The organism is Pseudomonas sp. NY15374, from assembly GCF_048068255.1.
Taxonomy (GTDB): Bacteria; Pseudomonadota; Gammaproteobacteria; order Pseudomonadales; family Pseudomonadaceae; genus Aquipseudomonas; species Aquipseudomonas machongensis.
In genome coordinates this window covers 54723-71415 of record NZ_JBLUPZ010000019.1, presented here as the reverse complement: position 1 = coordinate 71415, position 16693 = coordinate 54723, and the positions used below count along the sequence as shown (strand labels likewise).

Sequence of the window (16693 nt, the reverse complement as noted above, 5' to 3'; positions counted from 1 at the left end):
CTTTAGGCAAGAGGTTCACTGTCGTGGCTAAAGAAAAATTTGATCGTTCCCTTCCCCACGTTAACGTCGGCACTATCGGCCACGTTGACCACGGTAAGACCACTCTGACCGCAGCTCTGACTCGCGTCTGCTCCGAAGTTTTCGGTTCGGCAGTCGTTGAGTTCGACAAGATCGACTCGGCTCCGGAAGAAAAAGCGCGCGGTATCACCATCAACACCGCTCACGTCGAGTACAACTCGAACATTCGTCACTACGCTCACGTTGACTGCCCAGGTCACGCTGACTACGTGAAGAACATGATCACCGGTGCTGCCCAGATGGACGGCGCGATCCTGGTTTGCTCGGCTGCCGATGGTCCGATGCCACAAACCCGTGAGCACATCCTGCTGTCCCGTCAGGTAGGCGTTCCGTACATCGTGGTCTTCCTGAACAAGGCTGACCTGGTAGACGACGCTGAGCTGCTGGAACTGGTCGAGATGGAAGTTCGCGACCTGCTGTCCACCTACGACTTCCCAGGCGACGACACTCCGATCATCATCGGTTCGGCTCGTATGGCGCTGGAAGGCAAAGACGACAACGAAATGGGCACTACCGCTGTCAAGAAGCTGGTAGAAACTCTGGATGCCTACATCCCTGAGCCAGTTCGTGCCGTCGACCAGCCGTTCCTGATGCCGATCGAAGACGTATTCTCGATCTCGGGTCGTGGTACCGTTGTTACCGGCCGTATCGAGCGTGGCATCGTTCGCGTTCAGGATCCGCTGGAAATCGTTGGTCTGCGTGACACCACCACCACCACCTGCACCGGTGTTGAGATGTTCCGCAAGCTGCTGGACGAAGGTCGTGCTGGCGAGAACTGCGGCGTTCTGCTGCGTGGTACCAAGCGTGACGACGTTGAGCGTGGCCAGGTTCTGGTCAAGCCAGGTTCGGTCAAGCCGCACACCAAGTTCACCGCAGAAGTCTACGTTCTGTCGAAGGAAGAAGGCGGTCGTCACACTCCGTTCTTCAAAGGCTACCGTCCTCAGTTCTACTTCCGTACCACTGACGTGACCGGTAACTGCGAACTGCCGGAAGGCGTTGAAATGGTAATGCCAGGTGACAACATTCAGATGACTGTCACCCTGATCAAGACCATCGCAATGGAAGACGGTCTGCGCTTCGCCATCCGTGAAGGCGGTCGTACCGTCGGCGCCGGCGTCGTAGCCAAAATCATCGAGTAATCACTCGACCGATTGAAAAAACCCCCGCTTAGCGGGGGTTTTTTTTATTGGGTTGACACTAAATAGGGGCGTCTATAGAATCACGCCTCCTTTTAGCGGGCGTAGTGCGTCCGTTGGGAACAGCCTGGAGTCTGAAATCCAATGCAAAATCAGCAAATCCGTATCAGGTTGAAGGCTTTCGACCATCGCCTGATCGACCAATCCACCCAGGAAATCGTGGAAACCGCGAAACGTACTGGTGCACAAGTGCGTGGTCCAATTCCACTGCCTACCCGCAAAGAGCGTTTCACCGTTCTGGTCTCCCCGCACGTCAACAAAGACGCGCGTGACCAGTACGAGATTCGCACTCATAAGCGCGTTCTGGACATCGTCCAGCCAACGGATAAAACCGTTGATGCGCTGATGAAGCTTGATCTCGCGGCAGGTGTGGAAGTGCAGATCAGCCTCGGCTAAGACTTCGGTCTGAGTCGTGTAACGCTCTGAAATGGGCGGCCATAGCGGGTGAAAGCCCCGTACACTCATGAGGTTTACAACATGACTATTGGTGTAGTCGGTCGCAAGTGCGGTATGACCCGCATTTTCACCGAAGAAGGTGTCTCCATTCCGGTCACGGTCATCGAGATCGAGCCGAATCGTGTCACCCAGTTCAAAACTGAAGAAACCGATGGCTACCGTGCAGTGCAAGTCACTGTCGGCGAGCGTCGTGCTTCGCGCGTGACTGCCGCTCAGGCAGGTCACTTCGCCAAGGCTAACGTTGCCGCTGGTCGCGGTGTCTGGGAGTTCCGTCTTGAAGAAGGCGATTTCCAGGCTGGCGATCTGATCAAAGCTGAACTCTTCACTGCAGGCCAGCTGGTAGACGTAACCGGTCAGTCCAAAGGTAAAGGCTTCGCCGGTACCATCAAGCGTTGGAACTTCCGTGGTCAGGACAACACCCACGGTAACTCCGTATCGCACCGTGTCCCTGGCTCCATCGGCCAGTGCCAGACTCCTGGTCGTGTATTCAAGGGCAAGAAGATGTCCGGTCACATGGGCGCTGAGCGCGTGACTGTACAGTCCCTGGAAGTAGTACGCGTAGACGCTGAACGCAACCTGCTGCTGATCAAGGGTGCCGTTCCAGGCGCTACTGGCGGCGACGTGGTTGTGCGTCCGGCTGTCAAGGCTCGCGGTTAAGGGGAAACTGACATGCAACTCAATGTAAATGACGCTCAGGCGATCGAAGTTTCCGAACTGACTTTCGGTGGCGAATTCAACGAGACGCTGGTACACCAAGCAGTCGTGGCCTACATGGCCGGCGGCCGTCAGGGCACCAAGCAGCAGAAGACCCGCTCTGACGTAGCCGGTGGCGGTAAGCGCCCATGGCGTCAGAAGGGTACTGGCCGTGCTCGTGCCGGTACCACTCGCGGTCCGATCTGGCGTGGCGGTGGTGTCACCTTCGCAGCTCGCCCTCAGGATCACTCGCAGAAGCTCAACAAGAAGATGTACCGCGCTGCACTGCGCTCCATCCTCTCCGAGCTGGTGCGTAGCGATCGTCTGGTCGTGGTTCAGGACTTCGCTGTCGAAGCGCCGAAAACCAAAGACCTGCTGAACAAGCTGAACGGCATGGGCCTGAACGACGTACTGATCGTTTCGGACGCAGTTGATCAGAATCTGTACCTGGCTGCTCGTAACCTGCCGCACGTCGACGTACGTGACGTCCAGGGTTCCGACCCGGTCAGCCTGATCGCCTACGAGAAAGTGTTGATCACTGTCTCCGCCGTGAAGAAATTCGAGGAGCTGCTGGGATGAACCAGGAACGCGTATTCAAAGTCCTCCTTGGCCCGCACGTTTCCGAGAAGGCTACCGTTCTGGCTGAGAAAAAAGGCCAGTTCGTATTCAAGGTTGCTACCGATGCAACCAAGCTGGAAATCAAGAAAGCTGTCGAAGGCCTGTTCAACGTAAAAGTTGAAAACGTGTCGACTGTCAACGTCCTGGGTAAAACCAAGCGTACCGCACGTGGTCTGGGCAAGCGTAATGACTGGAAGAAGGCGATCGTCTCCCTTCAGCCAGGCCAAGATCTCGATTTCAGCAGCAGTGCTGAGTAAGGAAGGGGTGCATCATGGCAATCGTTAAATGCAAACCGACTTCCCCTGGCCGCCGTTTCGTGGTCAAGGTGGTCAACAAGGAGCTGCACAAAGGCGCTCCTCACGCACCGCTGCTCGAGAAGAAATCGAAGTCTGGTGGTCGTAACAACAATGGCCGCATTACCACTCGTCACGTTGGTGGTGGTCACAAGCAGCATTACCGTCTGGTCGACTTCCGTCGCAACGACAAAGATGGCATTCCAGCCACTGTCGAGCGCGTGGAATACGATCCAAACCGTACTGCTCACATCGCCCTGCTGTGCTACGCAGACGGCGAGCGTCGCTACATCATCGCCCCTAAAGGCGTGAGCGCTGGCGACCAGCTGATCGCAGGTGCCCTGGCCCCAATCAAGGCCGGTAACTCCCTGCAACTGCGCAACATCCCGGTAGGTAGCACCATTCACGGCATCGAACTGAAGCCGGGTAAAGGTGCACAGATCGCTCGTTCCGCTGGTGCTTCGGCTCAGCTGATCGCTCGTGAAGGTGCCTACGTGACTCTGCGTCTGCGCTCCGGTGAGATGCGCAAAGTACTGGCTGAATGCCGTGCGACCCTGGGTGAAGTCTCGAACTCCGAGCACAGCCTGCGTTCGCTGGGTAAAGCTGGTGCCAAACGCTGGCGCGGCGTTCGCCCAACCGTTCGTGGTGTTGCCATGAACCCGGTTGACCACCCACATGGTGGTGGTGAAGGTCGTACCTCCGGTGGTCGTCATCCGGTATCGCCATGGGGCTTCCCAACCAAGGGTGCGAAAACCCGTGGTAATAAGCGTACCGACAACATGATCGTCCGTCGTCGCAAGTAACTAGAGGGATACGACAGTGCCACGTTCTCTGAAAAAAGGTCCTTTTATCGATCTTCACCTGCTGAAGAAGATCGAAGTGGCGGTGGAGAAGAACGATCGCAAGCCAGTGAAAACCTGGTCGCGCCGTTCGATGATCCTGCCACAAATGGTCGGTCTGACCATCGCGGTACACAACGGTCGCCAACACGTCCCAGTTCTCGTGAACGAAGACATGGTCGGCCACAAACTGGGCGAGTTCGCCGGTACCCGCACCTATCGCGGGCACGTGGCTGACAAGAAAGCCAAGCGTTAAGGGGTAAGGAAATGGAAGTAGCCGCTAAGTTGTCGGGCGCTCGAATCTCCGCCCAGAAAGCCCGCTTGGTCGCCGACCAGATCCGCGGGAAGAAGGTGGGCGAAGCGCTCAACCTGTTGGCCTTCAGCAGCAAAAAAGCCGCTGAAATCATGAAGAAAGTCCTCGAGTCGGCCGTTGCCAACGCCGAACACAACGAAGGCGCAGACGTTGATGACCTGAAGGTCAGCACCGTTTTCGTCAACGAAGGGCGTTCGCTGAAGCGCATCATGCCGCGTGCCAAAGGCCGCGCTGATCGCATCGTCAAGCGGTCTTGCCATATCACTGTCAAGGTTGCGGACAAGTAACGGAGTCGATCAGATGGGTCAGAAAGTACATCCCACTGGCATTCGCCTGGGAATCGTCAAGGAGCACACCTCCGTCTGGTACGCAGACGGTGCTACTTACGCAGATTACCTGTTGAAGGATCTGAAAACGCGTGAGTACCTCCAAGACAAACTAAAAAGCGCGTCCGTAAGCCGTATCGATATTCATCGTCCGGCTCAAACTGCTCGCATCACCATCCACACCGCTCGTCCCGGTATCGTTATCGGCAAGAAGGGTGAGGATGTAGAGAAGCTGCGTCAGGACCTGACCAAGCAGATGGGTGTGCCTGTGCACATCAACATCGAAGAGATCCGCAAGCCGGAACTCGACGCCATGCTGGTTGCGCAAAGCGTTGCCCAGCAGCTGGAGCGCCGCGTTATGTTCCGTCGCGCCATGAAGCGCGCCGTACAAAACGCCATGCGTATTGGTGCCAAAGGCATCAAGATCCAGGTGAGCGGTCGTCTCGGCGGTGCCGAGATCGCCCGTACTGAGTGGTATCGCGAAGGTCGTGTGCCTCTGCACACCCTGCGTGCCGATATCGACTACAACACCTACGAAGCTCACACCACCTATGGTGTGATCGGTGTGAAGGTTTGGATCTTCAAAGGCGAAGTAATTGGTGGTCGCCAGGAAGAGCTGAAGCCGCAAGCACCAGCGCCTCGTAAAAAAGCTGCTAAGTAAGGGGTACGCCAAATGTTGCAACCAAAGCGTACAAAATTCCGCAAGCAGATGACCGGCCACAACCGTGGTCTGGCACTGCGCGGTAGCAAGGTCAGCTTCGGCGAGTTCGCTCTGAAAGCTGTCGCTCGCGGTCGTCTCACCGCCCGCCAGATCGAGTCGGCGCGTCGTGCGCTGACCCGTCACGTAAAACGTGGCGGCAAGATCTGGATCCGTGTATTCCCGGACAAGCCGGTTACCAAGAAGCCTCTCGAGGTTCGTATGGGTAAAGGTAAGGGTTCCGTGGAGTACTGGGTTGCCCAGATCCAGCCAGGCAAAGTCCTGTACGAGATCGAGGGTGTTTCTGAAGAGCTGGCGCGCGAAGCTTTCGCCCTGGCTGCTGCAAAGCTGCCTCTCGCCACCTCCTTTGTTAAGCGGACGGTGATGTGATGAAAGCGAATGAACTTCGTGAAAAATCGGCACAGCAACTGAATGAGCAACTGCTCGGCTTGCTGCGCGACCAGTTCAATCTGCGTATGCAGAAAGCAACTGGCCAGTTGGGGCAGTCGCACCTGCTCTCGCAAGTTAAGCGTGACATCGCTCGCGTGAAAACTGTGCTCAACCAGCAGGCAGGTAAGTGATCATGGCTGAAGCTGAAAAAACCGTCCGTACGCTGACTGGCCGTGTCGTCAGCGACAAAATGGACAAGACCATCACCGTTCTGATCGAGCGTCGCGTTAAGCACCCGATCTACGGTAAATACGTTAAGCGTTCGACTAAGCTGCACGCGCACGACGAAACCAACCAGTGCAAGATCGGCGACAAGGTTTCGATCACCGAAACTCGTCCGCTGGCCAAGACCAAGTCCTGGGCACTGGTTGAAGTCCTCGAACGCGCTGTTGAAGTCTAAGGGCTAGGGGTCGGAGAAATTTTATGATTCAGACTCAATCCATGCTCGATGTGGCCGATAACAGCGGCGCTCGTCGCGTCATGTGCATCAAGGTTCTCGGCGGTTCGCACCGCCGTTACGCCGGCATCGGTGACATCATCAAAGTTACCGTCAAGGAAGCGATTCCTCGCGGTAAGGTCAAGAAAGGCCAGGTGATGACCGCTGTTGTCGTCCGTACCCGTCACGGTGTACGTCGCGCTGACGGTTCCATCATTCGTTTCGACGGCAACGCTGCTGTTCTGCTGAACAACAAGCAAGAGCCGATCGGTACCCGCATCTTCGGGCCAGTGACCCGTGAGCTTCGTAACGAGAAGTTCATGAAGATCGTCTCGCTCGCCCCTGAAGTGCTGTAAGGAGATCCGACATGCAAAAGATTCGTCGTGACGACGAGATCATCGTGATCGCCGGCAAAGACAAGGGTAAGCGCGGTAAGGTGCTGAAGGTTCTCGCTGATGACCGTCTGGTCATCGGTGGTGTCAACCTGGTCAAGCGTCATACCAAGCCGAACCCGATGGCAGGCGTTCAGGGCGGTATCGTCGAGAAAGAAGCGCCTCTGCACGCTTCCAACGTTGCCATCTTCAATGGCGAAACCAACAAGGCTGACCGCGTTGGTTTCAAAGTAGAAGACGGTAAGAAAATTCGTGTCTTCAAGTCGACCCAAAAAGCGGTTGATGCTTGAACACTGCTAGGTAGAAGACCATGGCACGACTGAAAGAGATTTACCGGAACGAAATCGCTCCCAAGCTTAAGGAAGAACTTAAGCTGTCGAACGTGATGGAAGTTCCGCGCGTTACCAAGATCACCCTGAACATGGGTCTGGGCGAAGCGATCGGCGACAAGAAAGTCATCGAGCACGCAGTTGCCGACCTGGAAAAGATCACCGGTCAAAAGCCGGTCGTGACTTTCGCTCGTAAATCCATCGCGGGCTTCAAAGTCCGTGAAGGCTGGCCGATCGGCGTCAAGGTGACCCTGCGTAGCGACAAGATGTACGAATTCCTGGACCGCCTGCTGGCGATCTCCCTGCCTCGGGTTCGCGACTTCCGCGGCCTGAATGCCAAGTCCTTCGATGGTCGTGGCAACTACAGCATGGGCGTGAAAGAGCAGATCATCTTCCCGGAAATCGACTACGACAAGATCGATGCTCTGCGCGGTTTGGACATCACCCTGACCACCACTGCTCGTTCGGACGACGAAGGCCGCGCTCTGCTGCGTGCATTCAAGTTCCCGTTCCGCAACTGATTGGAGTAGGAAAATGGCCAAGAAGAGCATGAAAAACCGCGAGCTGAAGCGTCAGCTCACGGTAGCCAAGTACGCCAAAAAGCGTGCCGAGCTGAAAGCGACCATCGTCAACCTGAACGCCTCTCCAGAAGAGCGTTTCGCTGCCGTTGTCGCTCTGCAGAAGCAGCCTCGTGATGCCAGCGCCTCGCGTCTGCGCAACCGTTGCCGCCTGACCGGTCGTCCTCACGGTGTTTACCGTAAGTTCGGCCTGGGCCGTAACATGCTGCGTCAAGCTGCAATGCGTGGTGACGTACCAGGTCTGGTCAAGGCCTCCTGGTAATCGCTGCAGGTGTGATCCCGGCGTAAGGGGAGCAATCTTCCGACCGCCGGTGACATCGCCAAAAAACAAGCCCCCTCGTGGGGCTTGTTTCGTTTCTGTCTTGTGTCTAGAATGACCGGCTCACCTGAGCCTGGGTTTTTTGCCCGGGGCGGTCAGGTGGTTGTGATAGCCGCAAGGCTAATAATTCTTGTATCAGGAGCATCTAGCCCATGAGTATGCAGGACCCGTTAGCGGACATGCTAACTCGCATCCGTAATGCCCAGATGGCTGAAAAGTCCGTCGTAAGCATGCCTTCCTCCACTCTGAAGGTCGCGGTTGCCAAAGTTCTGAAGGACGAAGGTTACATCGCTGGCTATCAGGTCAGTGGCGAAGCCAAGCCTTCCCTGTCGATCGAACTGAAGTACTTCGAAGGCCGTCCGGTCATCGAGGAACTGAAGCGCTCCAGCCGTCCAGGCCTGCGCCAGTACAAGTCCGTCTCTGACCTGCCGAAAGTACGTGGCGGTCTGGGCGTGTCTATCGTCTCCACCAACAAAGGTGTGATGACTGATCGCGCTGCGCGCGCTGCCGGTGTCGGTGGCGAAGTTCTGTGCACAGTGTTCTAAGGGGAGATAGGCATGTCTCGCGTCGCTAAGAACCCCGTTAAGCTGCCATCCGGTGTCGAAGTCAAATTCGCCGGCCAGCAGCTTTCGGTGAAGGGTGCCAAGGGCACTCTCGAACTGAACGTTCACTCGTCTGTTGAAGTTACCGAAGAGTCCGGCGAGCTGCGCTTCGTCGCTCGCAACGGTGACCAGCAAGCTCGTGCCATGGCCGGTACCACCCGTGCTCTGGTGAACAACATGGTCCAGGGCGTAAGCCAAGGCTTCGAGCGCAAGCTCCAGTTGGTCGGTGTTGGTTACAAGGCACAGGCCAAGGGCACCATCCTGAACCTGGCTCTGGGCTTCTCGCATCCAGTGGACTACGAACTGCCAGCCGGTATCACCGCTGAAACCCCAAGCCAGACCGACATCCTGATCAAGGGTATCGACAAGCAGCTGGTGGGTCAGGTGGCCGCTGAAATCCGCGACTTCCGTCCGCCAGAGCCTTACAAAGGCAAGGGTGTGCGTTACGCGGACGAAGTAGTCCGTCGTAAAGAAGCCAAGAAGAAGTAGGGCCTAGCAAATGACCGACAAAAAAGTTATTCGACTGCGTCGCGCTCGCAAAGCACGCCTGAAAATGCACGAGCTCGAAGCCGTGCGTCTGTGCGTGTTCCGCTCCTCGCAGCACATCTATGCCCAGGTCATTTCGGCCGACGGCAGCAAGGTTCTGGCAAGCGCCTCGACCTTGGACAAAGAACTGCGTGATGGCGCCACCGGCAACATCGACGCGGCCACTAAGGTTGGCAAGCTGGTAGCTGAGCGTGCGAAAGCCGCCGGTGTATCTCAAGTTGCCTTTGACCGTTCCGGCTTCAAGTACCATGGTCGCGTCAAGGCGCTGGCCGATGCTGCTCGTGAAGGCGGACTGGAGTTCTAAGTTATGGCAAATAACGATCAAAAGCGCGACGAAGGCTACATCGAGAAGCTGGTTCAAGTTAACCGCGTTGCTAAAACCGTTAAAGGCGGCCGTATCTTCACCTTCACCGCGCTGACCGTGGTAGGTGATGGCAAAGGTCGCGTCGGCTTCGGCCGTGGCAAATCGCGCGAAGTACCTGCCGCGATCCAGAAAGCCATGGAAGCTGCCCGTCGCAATATGATCCAGGTTGACCTGAAGGGCACCACCCTGCAGTACGCCACCAAGGCTGCCCACGGCGCCTCGAAGGTTTACATGCAGCCTGCTTCGGAAGGTACCGGTATCATCGCCGGCGGCGCAATGCGTGCTGTCCTGGAAGTTGCTGGTGTCCAGAACGTTCTGGCCAAGTGCTACGGTTCGACCAACCCAGTGAACGTGGTTTACGCCACCTTCAAGGGTCTGAAAGCCATGCAATCTCCTGAATCCATTGCTGCCAAGCGCGGCAAGAGCGTTGAGGAGATCTTCTGATCATGGCAACCGTAAAAGTAACGCTGATCAAGAGCACCGCCGGCCGCCTGCCTAACCACATCCTGTGCGTTAAAGGCCTGGGTCTGCGTCGCATCGGTCACACTGTAGAAGTCCAGGATACTCCCGAGAATCGCGGGATGATCAACAAGGCTTACTACATGCTGCGCGTCGAGGGTTAATCGATGAAACTCAATGATCTGAGTCCAGCGCCGGGTTCCCGTCGCGAGAAGCATCGTCCGGGTCGTGGTATCGGTAGCGGTTTGGGCAAGACTGGTGGCCGTGGTCACAAAGGTCAGACCTCCCGTTCCGGTGGCACCATCGCTCCGGGCTTCGAAGGCGGTCAACAGCCGCTGCACCGTCGTCTGCCGAAGTTCGGCTTCGTTTCCCTGAAAGCCATGGATCGCGCCGAAGTGCGTCTGTCCGAGCTGGCCAAGGTGGAAGGCGACGTGATCTCCGTACAGTCCCTGAAAGACGCCAACGTGATTGGCCAGCATGTACAGCGTGTGAAAATCATGCTGTCCGGCGAAGTCACTCGCGCAGTCACTATCAAGGGCATCGCCGTCACCAAAGGTGCGCGTGCGGCTATCGAAGCAGCTGGCGGCAAGTTCGAGGAATAAATGGCTAAGCAAGGTGCTCTCTCTTCGCTCGGTAAGGGCGGGATGTCGGAACTCTGGGCTCGTCTGCGCTTTCTGTTCATGGCGATCATCGTCTATCGGATCGGCGCACATATCCCGGTGCCTGGCATCAATCCAGACCGTCTGGCGGATCTGTTTCGACAGAATGAGGGGACCATTCTTAGCTTGTTCAACATGTTTTCCGGTGGTGCGCTGGAGCGCATGAGCATCTTTGCACTGGGGATCATGCCGTACATCTCGGCATCGATCATCATGCAGCTCATGACCGCAGTCAGCCCTCAGCTGGAGCAGTTGAAGAAGGAAGGTGAAGCTGGCCGTCGCAAGATCAGCCAGTACACCCGCTACGGCACCGTTATCCTGGCGCTGGTTCAAGCCATTGGCATGTCCATTGGCCTGGCCAACCAGGGCGTGGCGTTTTCTGCTGGCCTGGGCTTCCATGTCGTTGCCGTCTCCACCTTCGTGGCTGGCGCAATGTTCATGATGTGGCTCGGCGAGCAGATCACCGAGCGCGGTGTGGGCAACGGTATCTCGATGTTGATCTTCGCAGGTATCGTTGCCGGTCTTCCGAGAGCAATCGGGCAGTCTTTCGAGTCTGCGCGCACAGGCGATATCAACATCTTCGCCCTGGTCGCTATCGGTTTGCTTGCAGTAGCGATTATCGGTTTCGTGGTGTTCATTGAGCGTGGTCAGCGTCGTATCGCCGTTCACTACGCCAAGCGTCAGCAGGGCCGCAAGGTCTTCGCTGCGCAGACCAGCCACTTGCCGCTGAAAGTGAACATGGCGGGCGTCATTCCTGCCATTTTCGCGAGCAGCATCTTGCTGTTCCCGGCTTCGCTGGGTGCCTGGTTCGGTCAGTCCGAGGGTATGGGCTGGCTGCAGGACATCTCGCAGTCGATCGCTCCTGGTCAGCCGTTGAACATTCTGCTGTTTAGTGCAGGGATCATCTTCTTCTGCTTCTTCTACACAGCGTTGATGTTCAACCCGAAAGACGTAGCGGAAAACCTGAAGAAGTCCGGTGCCTTTATTCCGGGTATCCGTCCTGGTGAGCAGTCGGCGCGCTACATTGATGGCGTTCTGACCCGTTTGACCATGTTCGGTGCTCTTTACATGATGGCCGTCTGCCTTCTGCCCCAGTTCCTGGTGGTGGCAGCAAACGTGCCGTTCTACCTTGGCGGGACCTCGTTGCTGATTGTGGTAGTGGTTGTGATGGACTTCATGTCCCAAGTACAATCGCACCTCGTTTCGCACCAGTACGAATCCCTGATGAAGAAAGCCAACCTGAAAGGCTACGGTGGCAGCGGTCTGCTGCGCTGATAGACCCCTAAGGTTCGAGGAGTCGGTAATGAAAGTTCGTGCATCGGTGAAAAAGCTGTGCCGCAACTGCAAGATCATTCGTCGCGAAGGTATCGTGCGCGTGATCTGCAGCGCGGAACCGCGTCACAAGCAGCGCCAAGGCTGAGTGTGATCTGCGCTTCAAACCCAGCAGCTAGTGTGCTGCTGGGTTGATTATTCGTTTCTACAGCGATATTATCTCGCGCCCTATTTCTTGGCTTCCGGGGCGTAGGTAGCTGTCAATTGGAGTCCCACTGAATGGCCCGTATTGCAGGCGTCAACATTCCAGATAACAAGCATGCTGTTATCTCGCTGACCTACATCTATGGTGTCGGTCGCACAACTGCACAGAAAATCTGTGCAGACGCTGGTGTAAATCCAGCCGCTAAGATCAAGGATCTGAGCGACGAGCAAATCGAAACCCTGCGTGGCGAAGTCGCGAAGTTCACCACCGAAGGTGACCTGCGCCGTGACATCAACATGAAGATCAAGCGCTTGATGGACCTGGGTTGCTACCGCGGCCTGCGTCATCGTAAAGGTCTGCCGGTTCGCGGTCAGCGCACCAAGACCAACGCACGCACCCGTAAGGGCCCGCGTAAGCCGATCCGCAAGTAATCGCCCAGGAATATAGACATGGCAAAACCTGCTGCTCGTCCTCGTAAAAAAGTCAAAAAGACAGTGGTTGATGGCATCGCCCACATCCATGCGTCTTTCAACAACACCATCGTGACCATCACCGACCGTCAGGGCAACGCGTTGTCCTGGGCGACTTCCGGTGGTTCGGGTTTCCGTGGTTCGCGCAAATCCACCCCGTTCGCAGCTCAGATCGCTGCTGAGCGCGCTGGTCAAGCTGCGCTGGAATACGGTCTGAAGAACCTCGACGTGAACGTCAAGGGTCCAGGTCCAGGTCGTGAGTCCGCCGTTCGTGCACTGAACAGCTGCGGCTACAAGATCGCCAGCATCACCGACGTGACGCCAATCCCGCATAACGGGTGCCGTCCGCCGAAGAAGCGTCGCGTGTAATCAGGAGACAGATAAATGGCACGTTACATTGGTCCAAAATGCAAACTGTCTCGCCGTGAAGGCACTGACCTGTTCCTGAAGAGCGGCGTTCGCGCTCTGGAATCGAAGTGCAACATCGAAGCAGCCCCAGGTGTACACGGCCAGCGCCGTGGCCGTCAGTCCGACTACGGTACCCAGCTGCGCGAGAAACAAAAAGTCCGCCGTATCTACGGTGTCCTGGAGCGCCAGTTCCGCGGTTACTACCAAGTCGCAGCCTCGAAAAAAGGCGCTACTGGTGAGAACCTGCTGCAACTGCTGGAATGCCGCCTGGACAACGTCGTTTACCGTATGGGCTTCGGTTCGACTCGTTCCGAATCCCGTCAGCTGGTTTCGCACAAAGCGATCAGCGTTAACGGCAAGACCGTAAACATTCCATCCTACCAAGTTCGTCCGGGTGACGTGGTCGCGGTTCGTGAGAAGTCGCTGAACCAGCTGCGCATTGTTCAAGCCCTTGAACTGTGCGCCCAGCGTGGCCGCGTTGAGTGGGTAGACGTTGATTCTGCTAAAAAGTCGGGCGTTTTCAAGAACGTTCCTGCTCGCAGCGATCTGTCCGCCGACATCAACGAAAACCTGATTGTCGAGCTCTACTCCAAGTAAGGGCTAGAAAATAGGTGCATCCATGCAGATTTCGGTAAATGAGTTCCTGACTCCCCGTCACATCGACGTGCAGGTAGTCAGTCCAACCCGCGCCAAGATCACGCTCGAGCCTCTCGAGCGTGGTTTCGGCCATACCCTGGGCAACGCGCTGCGTCGCATCCTGTTGTCCTCCATGCCTGGCTGTGCAGTAGTCGAGGCCGAGATCGATGGCGTACTCCATGAGTACTCCGCGATCGAAGGTGTACAGGAAGACGTCATTGAAATCCTGTTGAACCTCAAAGGCCTGGCGATCAAGCTGCACGGTCGTGACGAAGTTACGCTGACCTTGTCGAAAAAGGGTTCGGGGGTGGTTACCGCTGCCGATATTCAGCTGGATCACGATGTCGAGATCGTCAATCCCGATCACGTAATCGCGAACCTGGCGTCCAACGGCGCCCTGAACATGAAGCTCACCGTAGCTCGTGGTCGCGGTTACGAGCCGGCCGATTCCCGTCAGACTGACGAAGATGAAAGCCGCAGCATTGGCCGTCTTCAGCTGGACGCTTCGTTCAGCCCGGTGCGTCGTATCGCCTACGTGGTCGAGAACGCCCGTGTTGAGCAGCGTACCAACCTGGACAAGCTGGTCATCGATCTGGAAACCAACGGCACCCTGGATCCTGAAGAGGCCATCCGTCGGGCCGCGACCATCCTGCAACAGCAGCTGGCCGCGTTCGTCGACCTCAAAGGTGACAGCGAGCCGGTCGTGGTCGAGCAGGAAGACGAGATCGATCCGATCCTGCTGCGCCCGGTTGACGACCTGGAACTGACTGTACGTTCGGCCAACTGCCTCAAGGCGGAGAACATCTACTACATCGGCGACCTGATTCAGCGTACCGAAGTAGAGCTGTTGAAGACTCCTAACCTGGGCAAGAAGTCCCTGACCGAAATCAAGGACGTCCTGGCCTCTCGTGGTCTGTCTCTCGGCATGCGCCTCGACAACTGGCCGCCTGCAAGTCTTAAGAAAGACGACAAGGCGACTGCCTGATCGTCGTAATCACCGAACGTAGTGTTTGGTAAGGAATGAATCATGCGTCATCGTAAAAGTGGACGTCACCTGAGCCGTACCAGCTCTCACCGCAAGGCTATGTTCCAGAACATGGCAGTGTCGCTGATCGAGCACGAGCTGATCAAAACCACCCTGCCGAAAGCCAAGGAACTGCGCCGCGTTGCCGAGCCGCTGATCACCCTGGCCAAGGAAGATAGCGTCGCCAACCGTCGTCTGGCTTTCGACCGTACCCGTTCGAAATCCGCTGTTGGCAAGCTGTTCAACGATCTGGGCAAGCGTTACGCCACCCGTCAGGGCGGCTACCTGCGTATCCTGAAGTGCGGTTTCCGCGCTGGCGACAACGCGCCTATGGCGTACGTCGAGCTGGTTGATCGTCCAGTCGGTGGTGCTGTAGAAGCTGCCGAGTAAGACGTTCTGTCTGCTACAAGAAACCGGGCCTAGTGCCCGGTTTTTTGTGTCTTAATAAATTGTAAAAAACTATCGATATAAGCATATCTATAAATTAGATCTTGTCATGTTGCGCACCCATACTTGCTCTCAGGCCGATTAGCCGGCATTTCGAGACCGATAAGGAGAGCCCATGAGCAAGATTCTCACTACCGCCAGCGGTGCACCTGTAGCCGATAACCAGAATTCCCGTTCGGCAGGCCCACGCGGCCCGCTGCTGCTCGACGACTTCCATCTGATCGAGAAGCTGGCCCACTTCAATCGCGAGAACATCCCTGAACGTCGCGTACACGCCAAGGGGTCGGGCGCTTACGGCACCTTCACCGTCACTCGCGACATCACTCAATACACCAGCGCTCGTCTGTTCGAGAGCATCGGCAAGCAGACCGAAACCTTCCTGCGTTTCTCCACTGTCGGAGGCGAACGTGGTTCGGCCGACACCGAGCGTGACCCACGTGGTTTTGCCGTCAAGTTCTACACCGAAGAAGGTAACTGGGACATCGTCGGCAACAACACCCCCGTGTTCTTCATTCGCGATCCGCTGAAATTCCCGGACTTTATCCACACTCAGAAGCGTCACCCACAGACCAACCTGAAGAACGCCCAGATGATGTGGGACTTCTGGTCACATTCGCCCGAGGCGCTGCACCAGGTCACCATCCTGTTCTCTGATCGGGGTATTCCGGACGGCTACCGCCACATGCACGGTTTCGGCAGCCATACCTATAGCCTGCTGAGCGCCGATGGCCGGCGGACCTGGGTCAAGTGGCACTTCAAGACCCAGCAAGGTATCAAGAACCTGGCCCCGGCCGATGCGGCACGTATCGCGGGTACCGATCCAGACTACGCCCAACGTGACCTGTTCGAAGCGATCGATCGCGGCGACTACCCGCGCTGGACCGTCTGCATCCAGGTGATGAGCGAAGAAGAAGCGGCCAATCGCGCCGAGAACCCCTTTGACGTCACCAAGACCTGGTCGCAGAAGGACTACCCACTGATCGAGGTAGGTGTGCTGGAACTCAATCGCAACCCGCTCAACTACTTCGCTGAAGTCGAGCAGGCCGCGTTCGGGCCGAGCAACATGGTGCCAGGTGTTGGCCTGTCTCCAGATCGCATGCTGCAGGGCCGCGTATTCGCCTACGCTGATGCCCACCGCTACCGCATTGGTACCAATCACCAGCATTTGCCGGTGAATGCGCCACGTAGCCCGGTGCACAGCTATCAGCGCGATGGGGCGATGACCATGGGCAGCTACGGCAGCGCTCCGAACTACGAGCCGAACAGCTATGCCGATGCGCCCAAGCAGTCGCCTCGTCATGCCGAGCCTGCGTTGGCCCTCAATGGTGCGGCGGATCGTTACGACCACCGTGAGGACAATGACTACTACAGCCATGCGGGTGCGCTGTTCCGCTTGATGAACGCCGAGCAGCAAGCCCTGTTGATAAACAACATTGCCGGCACCCTGCAAGGCGTCAGCGAAGATGTGGTGCAGCGTCAGTTACAGCACTTCTTCAAGGCAGATCCTGCTTACGGCGAGGGGATTGCAAACGCCTTGGGCATCAAGCTGGCCTAAGTCGAAGTGATAAGGAGAACCGCCCTCATTTGG

30 protein-coding genes are annotated in these 16693 nt (G+C 56.9%); all 30 read left to right on the top strand.

All coding sequences use genetic code 11. From position 1 onward, the window contains the following. The first annotated feature begins 23 nt into the window (after positions 1 to 23). The 30 genes from tuf to ACNFHO_RS26810 all read left to right on the top strand — a co-directional run bounded on the left by tuf (position 24) and on the right by ACNFHO_RS26810 (position 16660). Positions 24 to 1217 (top strand): elongation factor Tu, encoded by a 1194-nt coding sequence (tuf, locus tag ACNFHO_RS26955; RefSeq protein WP_013970626.1) that lies wholly within the window; start codon positions 24 to 26, stop codon positions 1215 to 1217. A 141-nt stretch (positions 1218 to 1358) separates the two neighbouring features. After that, a complete protein-coding gene (gene rpsJ, locus ACNFHO_RS26950; RefSeq protein ID WP_003186070.1) occupies positions 1359 to 1670 on the top strand; it encodes a 30S ribosomal protein S10 in 312 nt (103 codons plus the stop codon). A gap of 81 nt (positions 1671 to 1751) precedes the next feature. Beyond that, on the top strand, positions 1752 to 2387 hold the full coding sequence (rplC, locus tag ACNFHO_RS26945) for a 50S ribosomal protein L3 (RefSeq protein WP_054893562.1): 636 nt from the start codon (positions 1752 to 1754) through the stop codon (positions 2385 to 2387). Between the two features lie 12 nt (positions 2388 to 2399). Further along, positions 2400 to 3002 (top strand): 50S ribosomal protein L4, encoded by a 603-nt coding sequence (rplD, locus tag ACNFHO_RS26940; RefSeq protein WP_009397517.1) that lies wholly within the window; start codon positions 2400 to 2402, stop codon positions 3000 to 3002. Then, a complete protein-coding gene (rplW, locus tag ACNFHO_RS26935) occupies positions 2999 to 3298 on the top strand; it encodes a 50S ribosomal protein L23 (protein ID WP_003255484.1) in 300 nt (99 codons plus the stop codon). The genes rplD and rplW overlap by 4 nt, the downstream gene beginning before the upstream one ends. Before the next feature lie 14 nt (positions 3299 to 3312). Further along, positions 3313 to 4137: a 50S ribosomal protein L2 gene (rplB, locus tag ACNFHO_RS26930; protein WP_029614573.1), complete on the top strand. Its 825-nt coding sequence runs from the start codon at positions 3313 to 3315 to the stop codon at positions 4135 to 4137. Positions 4138 to 4153: 16 nt separating this feature from the next. Then, positions 4154 to 4429 carry a 30S ribosomal protein S19 gene (rpsS, locus tag ACNFHO_RS26925; protein ID WP_010486981.1) on the top strand — a complete coding sequence of 92 codons (276 nt, stop codon included), beginning with the start codon at positions 4154 to 4156 and terminating at the stop codon, positions 4427 to 4429. A gap of 11 nt (positions 4430 to 4440) precedes the next feature. Then, a complete protein-coding gene (gene rplV / locus ACNFHO_RS26920; RefSeq protein ID WP_003103908.1) occupies positions 4441 to 4773 on the top strand; it encodes a 50S ribosomal protein L22 in 333 nt (110 codons plus the stop codon). A gap of 13 nt (positions 4774 to 4786) precedes the next feature. Beyond that, entirely contained in the window at positions 4787 to 5473 is a 687-nt protein-coding gene (rpsC, locus tag ACNFHO_RS26915; RefSeq protein ID WP_003255481.1) for a 30S ribosomal protein S3, read from the top strand. 12 nt (positions 5474 to 5485) lie between these two features. Further along, complete coding sequence (gene rplP, locus ACNFHO_RS26910) at positions 5486 to 5899, top strand: 50S ribosomal protein L16 (RefSeq protein ID WP_009397508.1); 414 nt, start codon at positions 5486 to 5488, stop codon at positions 5897 to 5899. Next, the gene (gene rpmC, locus ACNFHO_RS26905) at positions 5899 to 6090 is read left to right on the top strand and encodes a 50S ribosomal protein L29 (protein ID WP_002555481.1); all 192 of its coding nucleotides are present in this window, start codon (positions 5899 to 5901) and stop codon (positions 6088 to 6090) included. Before rplP ends, rpmC begins: the two co-directional genes overlap by 1 nt. Before the next feature lie 2 nt (positions 6091 to 6092). Continuing rightward, positions 6093 to 6359: a 30S ribosomal protein S17 gene (rpsQ, locus tag ACNFHO_RS26900; RefSeq protein ID WP_023534981.1), complete on the top strand. Its 267-nt coding sequence runs from the start codon at positions 6093 to 6095 to the stop codon at positions 6357 to 6359. A gap of 23 nt (positions 6360 to 6382) precedes the next feature. Continuing rightward, positions 6383 to 6751, top strand: a complete 369-nt coding sequence (gene rplN, locus ACNFHO_RS26895) for a 50S ribosomal protein L14 (protein WP_011063774.1) — start codon at positions 6383 to 6385, stop codon at positions 6749 to 6751. A gap of 11 nt (positions 6752 to 6762) precedes the next feature. Next, positions 6763 to 7077: a 50S ribosomal protein L24 gene (gene rplX, locus ACNFHO_RS26890; protein ID WP_003255476.1), complete on the top strand. Its 315-nt coding sequence runs from the start codon at positions 6763 to 6765 to the stop codon at positions 7075 to 7077. A gap of 20 nt (positions 7078 to 7097) precedes the next feature. Beyond that, a complete protein-coding gene (gene rplE, locus ACNFHO_RS26885; RefSeq protein ID WP_003255474.1) occupies positions 7098 to 7637 on the top strand; it encodes a 50S ribosomal protein L5 in 540 nt (179 codons plus the stop codon). Between the two features lie 13 nt (positions 7638 to 7650). Continuing rightward, on the top strand, positions 7651 to 7956 hold the full coding sequence (gene rpsN / locus ACNFHO_RS26880; RefSeq protein ID WP_013970638.1) for a 30S ribosomal protein S14: 306 nt from the start codon (positions 7651 to 7653) through the stop codon (positions 7954 to 7956). 209 nt (positions 7957 to 8165) lie between these two features. Further along, the gene (gene rpsH, locus ACNFHO_RS26875; protein ID WP_023382627.1) at positions 8166 to 8558 is read left to right on the top strand and encodes a 30S ribosomal protein S8; all 393 of its coding nucleotides are present in this window, start codon (positions 8166 to 8168) and stop codon (positions 8556 to 8558) included. A gap of 12 nt (positions 8559 to 8570) precedes the next feature. Next, complete coding sequence (rplF, locus tag ACNFHO_RS26870; RefSeq protein WP_027594874.1) at positions 8571 to 9104, top strand: 50S ribosomal protein L6; 534 nt, start codon at positions 8571 to 8573, stop codon at positions 9102 to 9104. A gap of 10 nt (positions 9105 to 9114) precedes the next feature. Continuing rightward, a complete protein-coding gene (gene rplR / locus ACNFHO_RS26865; RefSeq protein ID WP_023629183.1) occupies positions 9115 to 9465 on the top strand; it encodes a 50S ribosomal protein L18 in 351 nt (116 codons plus the stop codon). Positions 9466 to 9468: 3 nt separating this feature from the next. Further along, the gene (gene rpsE, locus ACNFHO_RS26860) at positions 9469 to 9969 is read left to right on the top strand and encodes a 30S ribosomal protein S5 (RefSeq protein ID WP_003255465.1); all 501 of its coding nucleotides are present in this window, start codon (positions 9469 to 9471) and stop codon (positions 9967 to 9969) included. A gap of 2 nt (positions 9970 to 9971) precedes the next feature. After that, the gene (rpmD, locus tag ACNFHO_RS26855; RefSeq protein WP_029614570.1) at positions 9972 to 10148 is read left to right on the top strand and encodes a 50S ribosomal protein L30; all 177 of its coding nucleotides are present in this window, start codon (positions 9972 to 9974) and stop codon (positions 10146 to 10148) included. Positions 10149 to 10151: 3 nt separating this feature from the next. Then, a complete protein-coding gene (gene rplO / locus ACNFHO_RS26850; RefSeq protein WP_054893563.1) occupies positions 10152 to 10586 on the top strand; it encodes a 50S ribosomal protein L15 in 435 nt (144 codons plus the stop codon). Continuing rightward, positions 10587 to 11918, top strand: a complete 1332-nt coding sequence (gene secY, locus ACNFHO_RS26845; protein WP_003255459.1) for a preprotein translocase subunit SecY — start codon at positions 10587 to 10589, stop codon at positions 11916 to 11918. 28 nt (positions 11919 to 11946) lie between these two features. Beyond that, positions 11947 to 12063 carry a 50S ribosomal protein L36 gene (gene rpmJ / locus ACNFHO_RS26840; protein ID WP_011531897.1) on the top strand — a complete coding sequence of 39 codons (117 nt, stop codon included), beginning with the start codon at positions 11947 to 11949 and terminating at the stop codon, positions 12061 to 12063. Between the two features lie 131 nt (positions 12064 to 12194). Continuing rightward, entirely contained in the window at positions 12195 to 12551 is a 357-nt protein-coding gene (rpsM, locus tag ACNFHO_RS26835) for a 30S ribosomal protein S13 (protein ID WP_003257112.1), read from the top strand. 18 nt (positions 12552 to 12569) lie between these two features. Next, positions 12570 to 12959 carry a 30S ribosomal protein S11 gene (gene rpsK / locus ACNFHO_RS26830; protein WP_003255454.1) on the top strand — a complete coding sequence of 130 codons (390 nt, stop codon included), beginning with the start codon at positions 12570 to 12572 and terminating at the stop codon, positions 12957 to 12959. Positions 12960 to 12974: 15 nt separating this feature from the next. Beyond that, positions 12975 to 13595, top strand: a complete 621-nt coding sequence (gene rpsD, locus ACNFHO_RS26825) for a 30S ribosomal protein S4 (RefSeq protein WP_063542477.1) — start codon at positions 12975 to 12977, stop codon at positions 13593 to 13595. 22 nt (positions 13596 to 13617) lie between these two features. Continuing rightward, the gene (locus ACNFHO_RS26820; RefSeq protein WP_003255452.1) at positions 13618 to 14619 is read left to right on the top strand and encodes a DNA-directed RNA polymerase subunit alpha; all 1002 of its coding nucleotides are present in this window, start codon (positions 13618 to 13620) and stop codon (positions 14617 to 14619) included. A gap of 42 nt (positions 14620 to 14661) precedes the next feature. Beyond that, positions 14662 to 15048 (top strand): 50S ribosomal protein L17, encoded by a 387-nt coding sequence (rplQ, locus tag ACNFHO_RS26815; protein ID WP_003255451.1) that lies wholly within the window; start codon positions 14662 to 14664, stop codon positions 15046 to 15048. A gap of 172 nt (positions 15049 to 15220) precedes the next feature. After that, positions 15221 to 16660, top strand: a complete 1440-nt coding sequence (locus tag ACNFHO_RS26810; RefSeq protein WP_063542479.1) for a catalase — start codon at positions 15221 to 15223, stop codon at positions 16658 to 16660. Positions 16661 to 16693 lie beyond the last annotated feature (33 nt).